The organism is Peribacillus sp. R9-11 (assembly GCF_031345095.1).
Lineage (GTDB): Bacteria > Bacillota > Bacilli > Bacillales > DSM-1321 > Peribacillus > Peribacillus butanolivorans.
Genome location: NZ_CP133763.1, coordinates 5,651,990 through 5,669,977, shown reverse-complemented (window position 1 = coordinate 5,669,977; position 17,988 = coordinate 5,651,990). Strand labels below are relative to the sequence as shown.

Annotated in this window: 14 protein-coding genes; 8 read left to right on the top strand and 6 right to left on the bottom strand. The window is 38.0% G+C overall.

All coding sequences use genetic code 11. The features are described from left to right. Positions 1 to 233 precede the first annotated feature (233 nt). Together rlmH and rlmN are read left to right on the top strand one after the other, a co-directional pair. Complete coding sequence (gene rlmH / locus RE409_RS27530; protein WP_056522008.1) at positions 234 to 713, top strand: 23S rRNA (pseudouridine(1915)-N(3))-methyltransferase RlmH; 480 nt, start codon at positions 234 to 236, stop codon at positions 711 to 713. 81 nt (positions 714 to 794) lie between these two features. Further along, the gene (gene rlmN / locus RE409_RS27525; protein WP_201187729.1) at positions 795 to 1,862 is read left to right on the top strand and encodes a dual-specificity RNA methyltransferase RlmN; all 1,068 of its coding nucleotides are present in this window, start codon (positions 795 to 797) and stop codon (positions 1,860 to 1,862) included. Positions 1,863 to 2,069: 207 nt separating this feature from the next. Here rlmN and RE409_RS27520 read toward each other — a convergent pair whose 3' ends face one another. Continuing rightward, the gene (locus RE409_RS27520; RefSeq protein ID WP_201250191.1) at positions 2,070 to 2,402 is read right to left on the bottom strand and encodes a heme oxygenase; all 333 of its coding nucleotides are present in this window, start codon (positions 2,400 to 2,402) and stop codon (positions 2,070 to 2,072) included. Between the two features lie 367 nt (positions 2,403 to 2,769). Between RE409_RS27520 and RE409_RS27515 the strand changes: the two genes are divergently transcribed. From RE409_RS27515 to RE409_RS27495, 5 genes are all read left to right on the top strand, one after another. Then, entirely contained in the window at positions 2,770 to 4,218 is a 1,449-nt protein-coding gene (locus RE409_RS27515) for a DEAD/DEAH box helicase (RefSeq protein WP_309558351.1), read from the top strand. Between the two features lie 369 nt (positions 4,219 to 4,587). Beyond that, positions 4,588 to 5,487 (top strand): LysR family transcriptional regulator, encoded by a 900-nt coding sequence (locus RE409_RS27510; protein WP_201250192.1) that lies wholly within the window; start codon positions 4,588 to 4,590, stop codon positions 5,485 to 5,487. 284 nt (positions 5,488 to 5,771) lie between these two features. Then, a complete protein-coding gene (locus RE409_RS27505; RefSeq protein ID WP_201187724.1) occupies positions 5,772 to 6,413 on the top strand; it encodes a phosphate starvation-inducible protein PhoH in 642 nt (213 codons plus the stop codon). Continuing rightward, positions 6,410 to 7,018 (top strand): hypothetical protein, encoded by a 609-nt coding sequence (locus tag RE409_RS27500; protein ID WP_309558350.1) that lies wholly within the window; start codon positions 6,410 to 6,412, stop codon positions 7,016 to 7,018. Before RE409_RS27505 ends, RE409_RS27500 begins: the two co-directional genes overlap by 4 nt. 473 nt (positions 7,019 to 7,491) lie before the next feature. Further along, positions 7,492 to 9,567: a catalase gene (locus RE409_RS27495; protein WP_309558349.1), complete on the top strand. Its 2,076-nt coding sequence runs from the start codon at positions 7,492 to 7,494 to the stop codon at positions 9,565 to 9,567. Positions 9,568 to 9,652: 85 nt separating this feature from the next. Here the strand turns inward: RE409_RS27495 and pepT are convergent, their stop codons facing one another. The 5 genes from pepT to RE409_RS27470 all read right to left on the bottom strand — a co-directional run bounded on the left by pepT (position 9,653) and on the right by RE409_RS27470 (position 16,356). Beyond that, entirely contained in the window at positions 9,653 to 10,888 is a 1,236-nt protein-coding gene (pepT, locus tag RE409_RS27490) for a peptidase T (RefSeq protein ID WP_201222498.1), read from the bottom strand. Positions 10,889 to 11,105: 217 nt separating this feature from the next. After that, positions 11,106 to 12,563 carry an alpha-amylase gene (locus RE409_RS27485; protein ID WP_309558348.1) on the bottom strand — a complete coding sequence of 486 codons (1,458 nt, stop codon included), beginning with the start codon at positions 12,561 to 12,563 and terminating at the stop codon, positions 11,106 to 11,108. Positions 12,564 to 13,079: 516 nt separating this feature from the next. Then, positions 13,080 to 14,864: a CotH kinase family protein gene (locus RE409_RS27480; protein WP_309558347.1), complete on the bottom strand. Its 1,785-nt coding sequence runs from the start codon at positions 14,862 to 14,864 to the stop codon at positions 13,080 to 13,082. A 69-nt stretch (positions 14,865 to 14,933) separates the two neighbouring features. Then, complete coding sequence (locus tag RE409_RS27475) at positions 14,934 to 15,638, bottom strand: DUF4956 domain-containing protein (protein WP_201250197.1); 705 nt, start codon at positions 15,636 to 15,638, stop codon at positions 14,934 to 14,936. A 34-nt stretch (positions 15,639 to 15,672) separates the two neighbouring features. Next, a complete protein-coding gene (locus RE409_RS27470; RefSeq protein ID WP_056522033.1) occupies positions 15,673 to 16,356 on the bottom strand; it encodes a polyphosphate polymerase domain-containing protein in 684 nt (227 codons plus the stop codon). Positions 16,357 to 16,629: 273 nt separating this feature from the next. On the opposite strand from RE409_RS27470, the gene RE409_RS27465 reads away from it, so the two are divergent. Continuing rightward, positions 16,630 to 17,982, top strand: coding sequence for an aspartate aminotransferase family protein (locus tag RE409_RS27465; protein ID WP_053348344.1), 1,353 nt, complete (start codon positions 16,630 to 16,632; stop codon positions 17,980 to 17,982). Positions 17,983 to 17,988: the final 6 nt, after the last annotated feature.

Genomic DNA, 17,988 nt, shown 5'->3' with positions numbered 1-17,988 from the left:
TACATTATTCACTTATGAATGAAGGAAGCCGTTGCCACTTTTTTAAGGAGGAAGCGGCTTTTTAATATAAAGATGATAGTTGAATCATTATTTATAGTGGTTATAAATGTAATGGACTTATCCAAAACTGGAAAGGATATGCTTGTTTTGCTTATAGGTCCCTCTAAGGTATGATAATAGGTAGGCAAATCCAACAAATGATACTAAAACATAATGAAAGTTAGAGGATATATATGAAAATAACGATTATTACTGTTGGCAAGCTAAAAGAAAAATACTTAAAGCAAGGAATTGCTGAATATACAAAACGTTTAAGTGCCTATGCTAATATAGAACTTATTGAAGTACCAGATGAAAAAGCCCCGGAGAACCTTAGTGCAGCGGATATGGACATTGTAAAACAAAAGGAAGGTGAGCGAATCTTAGCTAAAATCAGCCAAGACACCTACGTTATTACACTTGAAATCAATGGAAAACAGCTCACCTCTGAGCAGCTAGCATCTCATATTGACCAGCTAGCTACTTATGGAAAAAGCAAAATTGCTTTTATTATTGGTGGTTCTCTGGGGCTTAGCTCAGAGGTGATTTCAAGAAGTGATTATGCACTTTCCTTTTCTAAAATGACCTTTCCGCATCAGCTAATGAAGTTGGTTCTGTTGGAGCAAATATATCGAGCGTTTAGAATAAATAGAAATGAACCGTATCATAAATAAATTTGCCAATTCAGAGGAATTGCTTATAAGGTTTTTGGAGTTGTAGAATTAAATTTTAATGTTATGAAAAGAGGGTAACGTATGAATAAAGAGTCCATTTATGGTTTAACATTCGATCAATTGACAGCGTGGCTTTTGGAACATGGTCATAAAAAGTTTAGAGCTTCACAAGTCTGGGAGTGGCTTTATAGGAAGCGCGTAACAGATTTCTCTGAAATGACAGATGTAAATAAAGAGTGCATTCAATTACTGAAAGATAACTTTTTCATCCAAACTTTAACTGAGCATGTTAAGCAAGAGTCAGCGGATGGAACGATTAAGTTCTTGTTTAAATTACAGGATGGGAACCTCATCGAAACGGTTATGATGAGGCATAAATACGGGATTTCGGTTTGTGTCACCACACAGGTAGGATGTAATATTGGTTGCAGTTTCTGTGCAAGTGGTCTATTAGCCAAAAGTCGTGATTTATCTAGTGGGGAAATTGTAGAACAGATTATGAACGTTCAACTGCATCTAGATAAATTGGAACAAGAAGACATTGTTAGTCATGTAGTTGTAATGGGAATTGGCGAGCCGTTTGACAACTTTGAAAATATGATAGACTTTTTAAAGGTAATTATGGACCATAAAGGGCTTGCTATCGCTGCAAGGCGTATCACTGTATCGACTAGTGGACTTGCCAACAAGATTTATGAATTCACAGATACTCAATTACAGGTAAACCTGGCAATATCATTGCATGCACCGAATAATGAACTTAGAACCCGGATAATGAAAATAAACCGAGGTATTCCAATAGAAAAATTAATGAAATCGCTTGATTATTATTTAGAAAAAACAAACAGAAGAATTACTATTGAGTATATCCTATTGAAAGATGTAAATGATCATCAAGAAGAAGCCGAGCAACTTGCCAATCTTCTTGATGACAAAAAACATCGGCTTTATGTTAACTTAATTCCATATAATCCTGTAGATGAACATAGTCAATATCAAAGAAGTGAGAAAGAGTCAGTTCTCTCGTTTTATGATACGTTGAAAAAGAGAGGCGTAAATTGTAAAATCCGCCAAGAACATGGAACGGATATTGATGCGGCCTGCGGACAGTTAAGAAGTAAACAAATTAAAAAGGCTGAAGTTCAATAAGAATTTGATGAATAAAAGCCAAAATCCAACAGAAAAAACAGTATGTTATTGAACACATACTGTTTTTTCTGATTTATTAAATGATGGAAGGTCGATTTAATTGTGTCGACGGACGAATAATCTCTTTGAAGGTCGAATTATTCCTGGCCACGGTCGAAATAATACCTCCAACGGACGAATTTCGTATAAAACTCTTTTTGAAGTTTCCTATTTAGCTATTTCTTTTACTGAGGCAACTTCATAAGTAGTAAGTTCACTGCCTAGAATAGGTGATTCTTTTTTTGCTTCATCGGAACTAGGTTCAGGTCGTTTATGTGTAGCTTTAAACGCATCACTATTTCTCCAAGCAGTAAAGTTATCAAGGTTTTCCCAGTACATATTTACGTTTAGTTCATCATGATCTGTTAAGTTTTGTGTTAATAATACTTCTACTTTTACGAAGCCTTCTGTTGTATCAAGTGGGCCTGGTGCAGTAAATCCTGGGGCCATAACTGCACCCATCCCTTTTTTAACTCTAATTCTATTCGTTACGATTATCATAAATCAACGCTCCTTTTAGATAGAATTTAATGGTTTTTACCTTTTTTTAACTCTCTTGTATCATACATATTTTAGCATATAAGCAGGATATTTTGATTAATCAAAGCAAGGTTAAAGAAGTTTGAAAGAAATAAATTTTTCGGAAGGCAACCTTTCACTAAAAAATAGGTAAAGGAGCTTCATTTTATTATTTTTTAAAAGACATGTCTTTTAAAAATAGAAGAATAGATCACATGAAAAAAGCATCTAGTAGTTTGGTTATTACGAGGTTTATCACTTCATATCGCGTATAATAGAAATCAGTATAAGGAAATAACGATTGTGGAAACAATAAAGTAAGATAATAAACAACAAAAGAGGCTATTATATGACTGAATTAAGTTTTACTGATTATACATTAAGTGATGAAATTGTAAGGGCATTGGAGAGTCTGGGTTATCAGCAACCAACGGAAGTTCAACGTGAAGTGATTCCTGTTGCATTGAAAAGAAAGGATCTTGTCGTGAAGTCGCAAACAGGGAGTGGTAAGACAGCAGCATTTGGCATTCCGATCTGCGATATGGTTGATTGGCAGGAGAATAAGCCGCAGGCACTTATTTTAACACCTACGCGAGAGCTTGCTGTACAGGTGAAAGAGGATATTACGAATATAGGTAGATTTAAACGAATTAAAGCAACAGCGGTTTATGGAAAATCTCCATTTGCTCTACAAAAAGCAGAACTTAAACAAAAAAGTCATGTAGTTGTAGGAACGCCAGGACGAGTACTCGATCATATTGAAAAAGGTACGTTTGTTTTGGAGCGCTTAACACATTTGGTTATTGATGAGGCGGATGAAATGTTAAATATGGGGTTCATCGAACAAGTGGAAGCCATTATTAAAGAGCTTCCAAAAAACCGAGTTACCATGTTGTTTTCTGCTACTTTACCAGAGAGTATAAAGAAACTTTGTCAAAAATATATGAACGATCCTTTAGATATTGAGATTAAGGCAACGGGCATAACGACTGAAAAGATTGAACATGCCCTAATCGAAGTGAAGGAAGATGATAAGTTTTCCTTGCTTAAAGACGTTACAATCACTGAGAATCCTGATAGCTGCATCATTTTTTGTCGGACGAAAGATCGGGTGGACGAAGTCTGTGAAAAGTTAATGGATTTAGATTATCCTTGCGATATGATTCATGGAGGTATGCTTCAAGAAGATCGTCTTGCTGTGATGAACGAGTACAGAAGAGGTGAATTCCGCTATTTAGTTGCTACAGATGTAGCTGCAAGGGGAATTGACATTGATAATATTACTCATGTTATTAATTATGATCTTCCACTAGAAAAAGAAAGCTATGTACATCGAACTGGAAGAACAGGTCGAGCTGGTAAAAAAGGGAAAGCTATTACTTTCGTGACACCGTACGAAGATAAGTTCCTTAAAGAGATTCAAAGCTATATCGGATTTGACATCCCTAAAATCTCTCCTCCATCAGAAGAAGATGTCTCGAATAAGATGAATGATTTTGAAGCGGAACTAGAGGCTCGTCCCAAAATAAAAAAAGATAAAAGTGAACAATTGAATAAACAAATCATGAAGCTATATTTTAATGGCGGTAAGAAAAAGAAAATCAGAGCCGTTGATTTCGTGGGTACAATTGCGAAAATTGATGGTGTTAAAGCCGAAGATATTGGAATTATCACCATTCAGGACAATGTTTCCTATGTGGAAATATTGAATGAAAAGGGACCTCTTGTTTTGAAAGTGATGAAAAATACGAAAGTCAAAGGCAAGCTTTTAAAGGTTTCAGAGGCCTTTAAGAACTAAAAGGGAATGATAAATAAAGAAGCGGTAAAGATGAATGATTGGTCTTTGCCGCTTCTTTATTTTTGTTATTGATTATTTATGAGAAATTTTTACTCCGTTATATAGCGGTAGATAGGGCAATCACATGCTAGAAAAGTAACTTCATTTAAGGGATGTCTAACATCTTTCATTATACAAAGGCTCATAGCGACAGGAGTGTAAAGGAAGCTACATAGAAATATTCCTTTAAGTTGAATTTTAAGGAACAGCATATGAAAGAGAAAGTATAGATGCATTTTTGACATGGACAGGATGAGCATGTCCTGATAGTATATAAATGATAATGATTATCATTTTCACAAAAGGACGGTCTTGAGGGGGAAAACACACATGAATACACTGGAGAAAATGGAGACGTTTATCGTACTTGCCGAGTGTCGCTCTTTCACAGAGGCTGCCCGCCGACTTTATTGCTCACAACCTACTATTAGTCATCATATCAATCACTTAGAACAAGACTTTGATTCAAGACTTTTTCATCGTACTGGTAGGAAAGTAGAGTTAACGAAGCAAGGGGAAGTTCTCTTGACTTATGCAAAACAGATTCTGAGTCTTGTGGATGAGGCTTCAGTAACGATGAAAAAAGTAGACTACTTTGAACAGACACTCTCGGTGTTCGTCAGCAATTATATTGCGGATTACTTCTTTGCGGATCTTCTCCATCAATACAAGGAGATTTCACGAAAGAAGTGCATTGAAATCAATAGTTTTTGTTACGATGATTTAAAGAAAAGCCTTCAAGATAACTTGACCAATTTTGCAATCATGCCAATCTATCCTGAAGACTACTATTTAATGGACCACTATGACACGTCAGTTTTATTCGAGGATGAACTATCCCTGATTTTCCCAAACGATTATTTATGGGATACAAGAAAAACACTTTACTGCCGTGATTTACATAACCAAACCGTCCTCTTGCCAAAGAGTCATTACTTACAGCAATATATCAAGAGTCATTTACGTAGTCGACAAGTTAAGGTGAGGTATTTACAAATGAGCAACTTTGAATTAATCAAAAAGGCTGTAAAAGCTGGACATGGGATTGCCTTTCTACCTAGCTTTGCTGTTGCGGAGGAATTAAGTAAAGGAGAGTTAGTTTCAAGGCCGGTATCAGGGCTATCAATTAAGCGGAAAAACGGATTAGTAATCCGTAAGAATACTCAGCTTACAGATTATGAACAGGATTTTTGTAATAAGTTAAAGCAACATTTCCTTCAATTCGTTTAAGATCCTCATCGAGAGGATTTTTTTTATTTGTATAACTAACCTTTGTATTAAGAAAATGAATAGTGCCATTCATAAATATCACAAAAGGAATATGGCGGCAATGAAACTAAGGATTATCATTAAAAAAGCAGAATAATCGATATTGATAATCATTATCAATTTTGGTAGTTTGAGATTACACAAAGGTGATTCTGATAATTAAGGATGTAGAAGGAAGCTATGAAGATATCGCCAACATCTGTTTTATGCAAAGTTTGATAGATGCATTGTTGAGGAGGAAAAAAATGAATGAGAAAAAAAACGACTTTCTGATGCTTGATACAGGAAGCTATTTTGGAAAAGCAAGGGTGAACGACCCTAAGTATCAGGAGGATTTTACATTTATTGATACTTACGAACTACCAGATATTGATTTAAAACCTTTTAAATGCCTGGTCATCCAGGGTTTAATAGATCAGAAATTTTTATATAAACATAAAGAGTTAATTCATGAATTTTTAAATGATAAAAAAGTCATCGTTTTTTGTGGCAACATATTTATGGATTGGCTACCAGGGGGATCGAACTTTATCCCTAAAACGATACACAGTTTTCAAGACTATGTTGTATCAGTCCACCAACCCCACCCGATTTTTGAAGGGGTGGAAGAGGATGATATGACCTATAATAAAGGGGTTTCAGGCTTTTTTGCAAGAGGTCATCATCCAATTCCTGATAAAGCTGAGGTTTTGTTGACGTTGCCTGGTGGAGAACCAATCACATATATTGATAGGCACAGCACAAAAGGAACAATTCTTGTTCATTCAGGAAACGATTTATTTGGTTCGATGAATGTGAAAAAAACAACAGTCCGTATTAGCTTCCAACTCATGCAGTGGGTACGGAATGAATACCAAATACTTCAAGAGAAGAGTGAAGTGAAATGAGGAAAATTGCAGTAATTGACGGTGGTAGTTCACAACACCATCGGACATATACCGAGCCGAAATATCGTAAATATATTGATACACTAATTTATCTTCCTGATCTAGTTGAAACGTCAATTGATGAATTTGATGTCCTGCTCCTTCCTTCCCAACTACATATGGGCCTTCTCATGAAGTCCATGGATAAAATATATGAATTCGCTAATAGGGGTGGGATCATTGTGTCCTTTGGTCCACAGCTGAATGAATGGATTCCAGGCCATAATTGGGAGTTCAGGGAAACGAATTTTTGGTGGTGGCTTGAAAAGGATCCTAAAAGTGGTTTAGTCCTCCAAAAGCCTGACCATGATTTATTCAGCCGCTATCTAACACTTGCTGATTCGACTTGGCATCAGCATGGCGTATATTGGCCGCCTAAAGGTTCAGATACCCTTGTTTCTACTGAGGATGGTGGAGCTGTTCTTTATATTGATAAAGTCAGTACAAAAGGTACTTGGGTAGTTATGACTCTTGACCCTGATTACCATTATGGCTCTTATTTTATGCCAGCAACGGAAAGGTTTCTGAATGGATTCTTCCCTTGGCTTGCTGAAGGCGATGTATAATGATGTAATTTGAAAATCTTCCAAAAGGTAACGGAGATCAACATGTCCTCCCTTACCTTTTCTTATTTAGGATAGTTCGATGGCTTCCTGTTCAGGAAAGAGCATGTTGCTATAGTTTTATGGATTTACAAGAATGATTAAATGGACTCTACTCCGATTGTATAGCAAGTACTGCGTTTGCTACAGTAAAGTTCCCCCACACCATTTTGTTCCAATAATTTATAGTAATCATCCAGTGAATCTACTTGGGTATTTTTTGTTATTAAAGAAGGAAGAAATCCATTTTTGTCTGGCTAGTTGAAAAATAAAACCAAATATTCTTTTTCGGGATCTGTTTAATTGTCAAAATCGGGTGGTATATGAGGAAAGATAGTAACTTATTTGAAATATAAAAGAAGTGAAAAGCTTGATAAAGAAAATACATACACCATGAATTTGCCTGAAATTTAAAGACATGGAGGGGAATGACAAGGATGACGAATGAAAACGAACACGGAAAAGTAAATGAACAAAGCAAAAATCAACAGTTGGATCAATATCGAGTGGACGATAACGGGAAAAAGATGACTACTAACCAAGGTTTGCGTGTTTCGGAGGATGAGCATTCCTTGAAGGCGGGTGACCGGGGTCCAACATTGATGGAGGACTTTCATTTTCGTGAAAAAATGACCCATTTTGACCATGAGCGTATTCCCGAGCGGATTGTACATGCGCGCGGGTTCGGGGCACATGGATATTTTCAGGTACATGAGCCGATGGCTGAATATACAAAGGCAAAGTTTCTTCAAAACCCATCAGTTAAGACACCGGTATTTGTTCGATACTCAACCGTAGCAGGTTCCCGAGGATCAGCAGATTCGGTCCGTGATGTTAGGGGATTTTCTACTAAGTTCTATACTGAGGAAGGGAACTATGACTTGGTCGGAAATAATATCCCAGTATTTTTTATCCAAGATGCCATTAAATTTCCTGATTTAATTCATGCGGTTAAGCCGGAACCTCATAATGAAATACCTCAAGCGGCGTCTGCACATGATACATTTTGGGATTTTGTTGCCAATAATGAAGAAACTGCCCATATGATTATGTGGCATCTGTCGGACAGAGCCATACCAAGAAGTTTCAGGATGATGGAAGGGTTTGGTGTCCACACATTCCGTTTTGTTAATGATGAAGGTGTTGCCCATTTCGTTAAATTCCATTGGAAGCCGGTACTTGGTGTTAAATCCCTTGTCTGGGATGAAGCACAGAAAATTGCTGGGAAAAACCCCGATTTTCACCGTCAAGATCTATGGGAAGCCATTGAAACAGGGAATTATCCGGAATTTGAATTTGGCGTGCAATTGATTAAGGAGGAAGACGAATTCAAATTTGACTTTGATATCCTCGATCCTACTAAACTATGGCCAGAGGAACAGATCCCAGTGAAAATTATCGGGAAAATGGTTTTGAATCAAAATACGGATAACTTTTTTGCAGAGACGGAACAGATAGCTTTCCATCCGGGGCATGTCGTACCGGGTATTGATTTTTCCAATGATCCGTTGCTACAGGGACGATTATTCTCATACACAGATACCCAGCTATCCAGATTAGGTGGTCCTAACTTCCATGAGCTTCCGATTAACCGAACGGTTGCACCCGTGAACAATAATCAACGGGATGGCATGCACCGTATGGCAATAAACCCTGGTCCTGTAAGCTACTATAAGAATTCACTAGCCGATAACTCTCCAGAACCTGCCTCAAATGCAGAAGGCGGCTATGCTCATTATCAGGAAAAAGTGGATGGCAGGAAGGTGCGTCAACGCAGTGAAAGCTTCAATGATCATTACAGTCAGGCAAAATTATTCTGGAATAGTATGACAGATGTGGAGAAAGAGCATATTATTCAGGCTTTCCACTTTGAAGTGGGAAAAGTGAAAAGTAAGGACGTTCAGCAGCAGATCGTAGAGATGTTCAGCAATGTAGATGTGGAGCTGGCTAAAATAATTGCAATTGGAGTCGGAGTGGATCCTCCTACAAATACGCGTGAGGTCAAAATGGATCTGTCTTCTTCAGCATTAAGCCAAGAGAAAATGAAAGCCAACACTGCGGCGACAAGAAAAGTGGCTGTGTTGGCTGCAGATGGATTTAACGGATCTGAAGTTTATCAAGTCCTGGAATCTCTTAAATCGGCTAGTATTATCGCAGAAATCATCAGTAATAATCGTGGTTGGATTACAAGTGCTGAAGGCCAGCAACTCGAGGTCGATCAAACATTCCTGACAGCTGACTCGGTTTTATTCGATGCTGTGTATGTGGCAGGAGGACAGCAGAGTGTCGATTCATTAAAGACTTTGAAGGATCCGATTTACTTTGTCGAAGAAGCTTACAACCATTTCAAAGCGATTGGAACAGGAAAAGAAGGAGCCGAAATTCTAACGAAGGTAGGCATAACTTCACTTGATCCAAACGGAGGCATTATAGCCGTTTCGGATACAAATAGTGAATCTACTGCTGCCTTTATCGATGCGATTGCTCAGCACCGTCATTGGGCACGTTCTTAATTCTTGAATGTAAAAACCCAGACTTTAAGGAGTCTGGGTTTTTAGTGTGATTTAGAAATTATTATTGTAATAACTCTCCACATCTTTAATATGCTTTTTCCTCAAAGAGAGAGACAATTCCAACAATCACGTTGGTGGCCTTCATCATATTATCGACGGAAATGAATTCGTATTTGCCATGAAAGTTCTCGCCGCCTGTAAAAATATTTGGTGTTGGTAGGCCCATATACGATAGTTGAGAACCGTCCGTACCACCGCGGATTGGTGAGATTTTTGGTTTGATTCCGAGTTTCTCCATCGCTTCATAGGCAATGTCGACGATTTCTTTGACCGGCTTGATTTTTTCCTTCATGTTGTAGTATTGATCATTCAATTCAAGAAGGATTTGATTTTGACCATATTTTTCTCTTAATTCTTCGGTGACTTTCGCTATATAGTTCTTACGGTTGTTAAATTGTTGGCGGTCAAAATCTCGAATAATGTAGGAAAGCTTGGTTTCCTCAACATCTCCGTGAAATGAAAGGAGATGATAAAATCCTTCGTAACCTTCTGTATATTCCGGTGCTTCTTCTCGAGGGAGTTTGCTGTGGAGCTCCATGGCAATCTTAGCTGAGTTGATCATCTTCCCTTTGGCAGTACCAGGGTGTATATTCGTCCCTTTGATAGTGATCTTGGCTGATGCCGCATTAAAGCTTTCATATTCAAGTTCACCAAGTGGACCGCCATCTACTGTATAGGCAAATTGAGCATCGAAAGCAGCTACATCAAACTTATGTGGTCCTCTGCCGATTTCTTCATCTGGAGTAAAGGCCACGCGGACTTTTCCATGTTTGATTTCTGGATGATGAATTAAATAATCCATAGCTGTCATAATTTCGGCAATGCCAGCCTTATTATCTGCGCCGAGTAGGGTTGTTCCATCCGTTGTGATTAAGGTATGCCCTTTATAGTCGTTAAGCGAAGGAAAATCATTAGGTGATAGGATGACATTCAATTCTTCATGTAAAGTAAGATCACTACCATCATAACTTTCAACAATTTGCGGTTTTACATCTTTCCCAGTAAAATCCGTCGCCGTATCAATATGAGCCAAAAATCCGATAGTCGGTACTTTCTTTTCTGAATTGGCAGGCAAAGTCGCCATAACATAGCCATTTTTATCAATTGTCACTTCTGTCATCCCGATTGCTTGTAATTCCTCTACTAATGTATTTGCCAAAGTTAACTGTCCGGTTGTAGAAGGACATGTGGGATTTTCCTCATTGGATTGCGTATCCACCTTTACATAGGAAGTAAATCTTTTAATAATTTCATTTTTCATTTTTCCCTCAGCTCCTTTTTCCCTTATCTTACCATGTTTGATTAGGATGAAAAAATCAACTTTGTTCTAGTGGATGAATGATTCGTCCTTCTATCGTTTTTAGGGTGTGAACTTTAAAATATGATTTTGTATAAAACAGCAAAGAAGAGCATGTTATTACCCCACATGCTCTTCTTTGCTGTTGTTTTTTGAAGGTATGGTCTAAGGGCATGTACTTTTACATATTCAACGCCCAAACAGATACACTTTTACCATGAACAGGAAAGGTTGCGAAACCATCTTCTTCAATGGTGATATGATCATCTCTATGAAAGGTCAGGTCAATCCAGATTTCACCAGCACGATGTTCACCGACGAACATCCTTTTTTCACTGTTGTGGTCTCCATTGGAAACAATGACAGCACATCCAGACCCTTCTAGTTCTTCGACTCCAAGTCGGACCCAGCCTATCGTGTTTGGATCATCGAAATAGTCTTCTTGTTTTCCATAGGCTTTTTCATATCGAGCAAATAAGAGGCGGTCTAAAATATCTTTTTTTCCAGGAACTGGAGAAGGTCCGCCGATTCCGTAATAGTCTCCGTAAAAGACACAGGGGTAACCGCAAAGTCTCAGCAAGATAAGGGCATATGCTGATGGTTTAAACCAGTCCTTTACCCAAGATTCTAGTGATTCATGTGGCTGGGAGTCATGGTTGTCGACAAAAGTAACGGCCTGTGCCGGATTGGTTTTAACGAGGGTATGATCAAAGATGGTTGAGAGGTCGAACTTAGAGCCTGCTTTTGAGGCTTCATGAAATTTATAATGCAGAGAAACATCGAACAAGCTGAGGTCATGATTTGTTTGTTCTAAGTAAGTTTGGCAAGCCTTCACATCGGCCTTCCAAAATTCTCCGACCATGAAGAAATGTTCCTTTGTATAAGGGAGGAGTTCCTTTAAAAAATCATTAATAAAATCATAATCAATATGTTTTACAGCGTCCAATCGAAAACCATCGCATTTTAACGTGTCGACCATCCATTTTCCCCAGCTAATCATCTCCTGGCGAACTTTTGGCTGACTGTAATCGATGTTCGCAAACATTAAGTAATCGTAATTACCAAATTCATCAATAACATGCTTATTCCAATGTTTATTTTCCCCTGTTATCCGGTACACACCCATTTTGTCGTTTCCGGCATCATAGTCCGTTCCATTAAAATGAGTATGATTCCATTTAAAATCAGAGTATTGATTATTACGGCCTGGAAAATCGAATGTTGTCCAACCTTCAATTTCAAACGGTTCTGAAATGTCTTCCATCCGGTTGTCCGGGTTGACTTCAATGACTTCAAATTTTTCAGTTCCATCAGCTCCAGCCTTATGGTTCATAACTAGATCGATATACACGCAAAGCCCGTAGTTATGACATGTAGCTATTGCTTGAAGCAATTCCTCTTTTGTTCCGTATTTGGTTCGAACGGATCCTTTTTGGTCGAATTCACCCAAATCGTATCCGTCATAAATTCCATAGCCGTTATCCCCTACGGATTGCCCTTTTGTAACTGGCGGAAGCCAAACACAGTCAATTCCTATATCTTTCAACTTGGAAGCCTCATACTTTAATCTGTCCCAATGAGAGCCATCTGCTTCAAGATGCCACTCGAAAAATTGCATCATTGTATGATTTCTTTTCATTCGTTCCCCCCCTGACACCGACACGTTTTGACAAGATTGATAATGGACAATCGGAAAATTAATGATGGAAATCTTTACCCCGTATATAAAAATAATAAACAAGTAACCAGTCTCTCTGAATAGAGGTTCAGTCCTCTCCTTATTTTACTATTTTATACCAAATAAGGGTAATTATAAGTTTGAAAATAATCGATGAGAGCAGTTTGTTAAGTCAGGAAGAGGGAGGAATAAGCTCAAGAAAGTGTTATGAAAAGGCGCTTGGAGCGTGGTTAATCATATTAGTAGGAAATCAAGGTATTTATTTTTTTTAGATTTTTTTTTGGCGTCTGTCCAAGTTGATTTTTGGTTTTTTTCGTGAACTTTTATAGAAATAAAGAATAATAGGGAAAGAAATTATTTTTGTACGTAGAGTCATTTGGTTGGGAAATAGATAGAGGGTATTAAGCTAATGAAATAAAAAAAGGTATCCCAAAATTTAGTTTGGGATACCTTGATTGTAACGAAATTAATAGGCAGTTAGCCTCTTTTTCCTCTTCGTTTAAAGAAGTGAGCGAATGCCATTGCGCCAAATAGTAATAAAAGGAGAACAGAAGATAGAATTATCGTTTCTTTGGAGTAACCGCTGTTAGCCACTCCTTGCGAACCTATATTCTCGTTCATACCAGGGGGCTTTATAGCTGCACCATTTTCACCATCACCCATGTTAGGGGGCTGCATGGCTGCACCGTTCTCACCGCCGCCCATGTTAGGAGGCTGAGCTGCACCATTCTCACCGTCACCCATATTAGGAGGCTGAGGTGTGCCATCTTCTCCATCGTCTATATTAGGAGCTGCACCGCCCATACTGCTTTCTGTTTCAGCTTCAACAACTAGATCTCCAGAAAGTTGTGCCAAGATAGAATCAGCACGTTTGGTAGCGAAATCAACCAGGGTTTCTTTGCCTGACGTTGCTTCTGTATACTCGTCCAATGTATAGAATTTTGTCGGATCTTTTTCCACATATGGTGAGATTAATGTGGAAATCTCAGTTGTCATTGCTGTCATATTTTCTTCAGAGAAAAAATCTGTGGCAATGTCGTCTAGATAATCATAATATTTTTCGCGGTACTCTTCGTTGGAAAGCAGGGCATTTAATAAAGGCCGATTCTCAAGTGTCGTACCTGACACAGGCTCTGTAATGCTGAAGTTAATAATGCTTTCATTCATGAAATTGGAGCTCATGTCCATCATGGCACCACCGTTCATATTCGGTGAACCACCAGGGAATTCTGCATTGTCATCATCATTAGCATTAGCAGCAGTTGTATCACCATTAACCGTTGCAGCATCTTTTTGATCAGCTGCCTTTTCATCCTCTGCGGCTTGTCCCTTTCTGCCCCCGCCCCCTGAATAACCACCAAATGACATATTATAGTCCCATGGCAGGATGGAAAAGACGCCGTTCTCTTCATATAAATAGTAATTATGCTTTTTATCGCCTTGATAGTGATCGAGGTTGACAAGAGCTGTATTAGCTGCAAAGTAGCGCAGCATTTCGTCAACATTTAATACTTCTTCTAAATTCCCGCCATTATTGATAACATCAAGCATTTTGATCATAGCAGATTGATCGGAATTATCGTTTGTTTTTAAGTTTATTCCTGTGTAGTCATCAATATCATCGCTAATCCATTTTAAATCACTTCCGGTGCCATCAGGATAATAAAGGTCCCCGGTGCCATCAGCAAAGTTAGTATCTAAAAATGTTTCTTCAATAGCTTCTACACCTAAATACAAACCCCATTCTTTGCCGTTAATGGTCACGTACATATAGGAATGACCGGGAGTTGCTATGCCCATTTTTTCCATTAGCTCATATGAAAGATACTCTCTCATATAGGTTGGGTCACTGTAATTGTTATTTAAAGCCAATTTTTTCAAGCCGTGTAAATCTTGATCTTCCTGATAATAATCAAAGTCTATCTTCCAGCTGTAACGATCAGAATCTTCCATTTGGACAACAGAATTTAAGGAAAGGTTTCCCTTGGTTCGAAAGCCTACATTTTTAACCGTTTCTCCATCAATCGTTACATCGGCATTAACAATTTCCTTTTCAGTGGGATTCTCCAAGATGGAGACTAAATCATCATCATCCATTTTTATATCAACGTTTGTCACCTTACTTTGGTCAAATACAGATTCTGTATAAGTTTTCCCTTTCGAAGCTTTTCCAACTTGAAGATTGGGAAGGAGAAACATCACTGCTATAAAAATTACTATCAGTAAACCAATCGACGCTAAAACATATCTTGTTTTTAACATGCCAAGGCTCCTTCCTCCTGTATTCTTAAATAGAGGAGCGGACATAGATTTTTATGTCCGCCTTCTATCTTAGGCAGTGAAGTTGCCGTCATAACTTAACATGATTGCAGAATGAACGCTGTCCATGTCCTTGACTTGATTAATGAATTCAGTATTATTATCCTTTAATCGAATTTCATATGTCACTTCGAGGTTATTGCCAGGCATTACGGATTTCGATTTGATAGAGTGTTTTTTCACTTTACTAGAAATCCTTTCTTCTAACGTTTTTTCTATTGAAGCATCTGTGTATTTCACGATAAATAAATAAGGATTTTCTACAGTCAAACGGTTTGCAAATACAAGCATGACAATACCGATTAAAATAGCACCGATGATGACGAGTGGAATTAGACCAGCCCCGCACAAAATTCCAGAAGCAGCTGCCCAGAATAGGAAAACCAAATCCATAGGGTCTTTAATAGGCGTTCTGAACCGTACAATAGAGAGAGCACCAACCATACCAAGAGAGATAACGATATTAGTTGAAATACCCATGATAATTAGGGCAGTAGCCATTGTCATAATGATGAGAGAGATGTTGAAATTGTGTGAGTACATCACACCGGAAAAGGTCTTCTTATAAATAACGTAAATGAACAAACCAATGGCAAATGCTAACAGTAACCCTATTAAAGAGTCAATAATTGAAAAGCTTTCGGTCTTGTCCAAAAAGCTAGATTTGAAAATATCATTAAAAGTACTTGTGGTTGTTGAAGTTGCGGTCGTATCCATGTTTTATTCCTCCAAAAATATTGGTAGCTGAAAATCAGCCGTATCTTCTGCTTAGTTGATATTTTGAAAAAGATGATTTTCTAGTATCGATGATGGAAAGCAATTGTTTGATGATACCTGGAAGAAATTCATCAAATTTGACCTCCAGAATGACCCAATCGGGATCTAATGCATCGACTACGATTAATTCAGGATTCAGGAAATCTGTGTCCCGATAACTGGTTTTCACGTTACTATCAAACGTCACCCGAACATTTCCATATTCATAGATAAAGACTTCTCTTTCATAGTCCACGACGGTTGTCGGTTTGATCTGAAAAAGGGTCATTTGAATATATAAATCTCGAAGTAAATCCCTTGAATCCCCAGACATCCATTCTATATCCCCTAAACGAATTCGTTCATATTCCTCAGCAGAGAGCCTACATTTCTGTTTATAGGTTAAATTATCCCGCTTACTCTTTTTTTCTAGGTTAATAAAGTCGGAATCATAATCATAAAGTCTAGCTCTAAATTTATCTCTATGATAGAAGCCCTCTGTTTTTTGCCTTAGTATTTTATTGTCAAAGTTATCGAAATAGACACTGCGAATTAAATACTTTCCATCATGCCCATGGGGATCAAGCTTCATAAAGTTCTGTAGGTTATTTCTTAATAGATAACAATCTGCTTTGGTAATTGCATGTTTGAGTTCACGCCTGCCTTTCAAACCATTCATTTTTGTTCCACCTTTTCTGTGTTTTTATCTAGGTCAAGCTTATTAATATAATCTTAATTAAACCTTAAGGAAAATTTCCAGGTCATAAAATGAACAGAATATCCTAGTTACAACCATTTAAATACCATTTTTAACCTTTGTTTAATTTTATTGGAATTTATTAGAAGAAAAATGAGCGTATTTACTCATTGAGAATAATTATCATTATCATTAGAATGAATTGTGTGATAATGATAATTATTCTCAATTAATTAATATACAGGGAGGCTCATTATGGGAACAACCACACTTACCAAAAATGATCAATTACTGGAACAACAAAACACAAGGGAATCAAATGCTCGATCTTATCCTAGAAGATTACCTATGGCCATCGATCAAGCGGAGGGAATATACCTAACAGACATGGATGGAAAAAAATATATTGATTTTCTTGCCGGTGCTGGAACATTAGCGCTCGGACACAATCACCCGGCTGTGCTAGAAGAAATGGAAAATGTTCTAAAAGCTAAACGACCTTTACATACATTGGACTTTACTACGCCAATCAAAGAGCAGTTCGTTGATGAAATTTTTGAATGTCTGCCTGAAGAATTCAGAAAAAATGCAAAGATTCAATTCTGTGGTCCTACAGGCGGAGATGCTATTGAGGCGGCACTTAAATTAGTTAAAACAGCTACAGGCAACCGAAGCATTTTATCTTTCCAAGGTGCTTATCACGGAGCAACACATGCGACAATGTCAATTAGCGGTAATACAAAACCAAAGGAAAAAGTTCAAGGGTTAATGCCAGACGTGCATTTCCTACCATATCCATACCAGTATCGCTGCCCATTTGGAATTGGCGGAGAGGAAAGTCACAAAATTAGTAGCCAGTATATCGAAAACCTGTTGAACGATCCTGAGTCTGGATTATTAGCACCTGCAGGAATGATTTTAGAGGCAGTACAGGGTGAGGGAGGTTCCATTCCAGCACCAATTCCGTGGCTTAAGGAGATCAGGAGAATTACAAAAGAGAGAGGCATTCCATTAATTATCGACGAAGTTCAATCGGGTATCGGCCGAACAGGTAAAATGTTTGCCTTCGAACATGCAGGAATCATTCCAGATGTTCTTGTACTATCAAAAGCAATAGGTGGCAGCCTTCCATTATCCGTCGTGATTTATAACAAAGATCTGGATCTATGGTCTCCGGGTGCTCATATTGGTACGTTCCGCGGAAATCAATTGGCAATGGCAGCAGGAACAGCAACTTTAAAGTTCATGAAAGAAACAAATCTTGTGGAGCATGCAGCTAAAATGGGAGAAATCTTAAAGAATATTCTTAAAGATTTGCAAAAAGATATCCAACAAATTGGGGATGTTAGAGGCCGGGGATTGATGGTCGGTGTTGAACTGGTTAACCATTTAGAACCGCAAAACTCGAATGGAAGCTATCCGGCTAATTCTGAACTTGCCAGCACCATTCAACAGGAATGTTTCCAAAGAGGATTAATCTTAGAAGTCGGTGGCAGACATGGTAGCGTCGTGAGGTTTTTGCCTCCATTAATCGTAACGGAATCCCAGCTTCGAGAAGCTACTGCAATTTTTGAAGAAGCTGTTCGTGCAGCTGTTGCAAGAGGGTGAATAATA

Bases quoted from the DNA above. Each gene is read 5' to 3' on its own strand.
- rlmH (WP_056522008.1), top strand. From the start codon at position 234: ATGAAAATAACGATTATTACTGTTGGCAAGCTAAAAGAAAAATACTTA.
- rlmN (WP_201187729.1), top strand. From the start codon at position 795: ATGAATAAAGAGTCCATTTATGGTTTAACATTCGATCAATTGACAGCG.
- RE409_RS27520 (WP_201250191.1), bottom strand. From the start codon at position 2,402: ATGATAATCGTAACGAATAGAATTAGAGTTAAAAAAGGGATGGGTGCA.
- RE409_RS27515 (WP_309558351.1), top strand. From the start codon at position 2,770: ATGACTGAATTAAGTTTTACTGATTATACATTAAGTGATGAAATTGTA.
- RE409_RS27510 (WP_201250192.1), top strand. From the start codon at position 4,588: ATGAATACACTGGAGAAAATGGAGACGTTTATCGTACTTGCCGAGTGT.
- RE409_RS27505 (WP_201187724.1), top strand. From the start codon at position 5,772: ATGAATGAGAAAAAAAACGACTTTCTGATGCTTGATACAGGAAGCTAT.
- RE409_RS27500 (WP_309558350.1), top strand. From the start codon at position 6,410: ATGAGGAAAATTGCAGTAATTGACGGTGGTAGTTCACAACACCATCGG.
- RE409_RS27495 (WP_309558349.1), top strand. From the start codon at position 7,492: ATGACGAATGAAAACGAACACGGAAAAGTAAATGAACAAAGCAAAAAT.
- pepT (WP_201222498.1), bottom strand. From the start codon at position 10,888: ATGAAAAATGAAATTATTAAAAGATTTACTTCCTATGTAAAGGTGGAT.
- RE409_RS27485 (WP_309558348.1), bottom strand. From the start codon at position 12,563: ATGAAAAGAAATCATACAATGATGCAATTTTTCGAGTGGCATCTTGAA.
- RE409_RS27480 (WP_309558347.1), bottom strand. From the start codon at position 14,864: ATGTTAAAAACAAGATATGTTTTAGCGTCGATTGGTTTACTGATAGTA.
- RE409_RS27475 (WP_201250197.1), bottom strand. From the start codon at position 15,638: ATGGATACGACCGCAACTTCAACAACCACAAGTACTTTTAATGATATT.
- RE409_RS27470 (WP_056522033.1), bottom strand. From the start codon at position 16,356: ATGAATGGTTTGAAAGGCAGGCGTGAACTCAAACATGCAATTACCAAA.
- RE409_RS27465 (WP_053348344.1), top strand. From the start codon at position 16,630: ATGGGAACAACCACACTTACCAAAAATGATCAATTACTGGAACAACAA.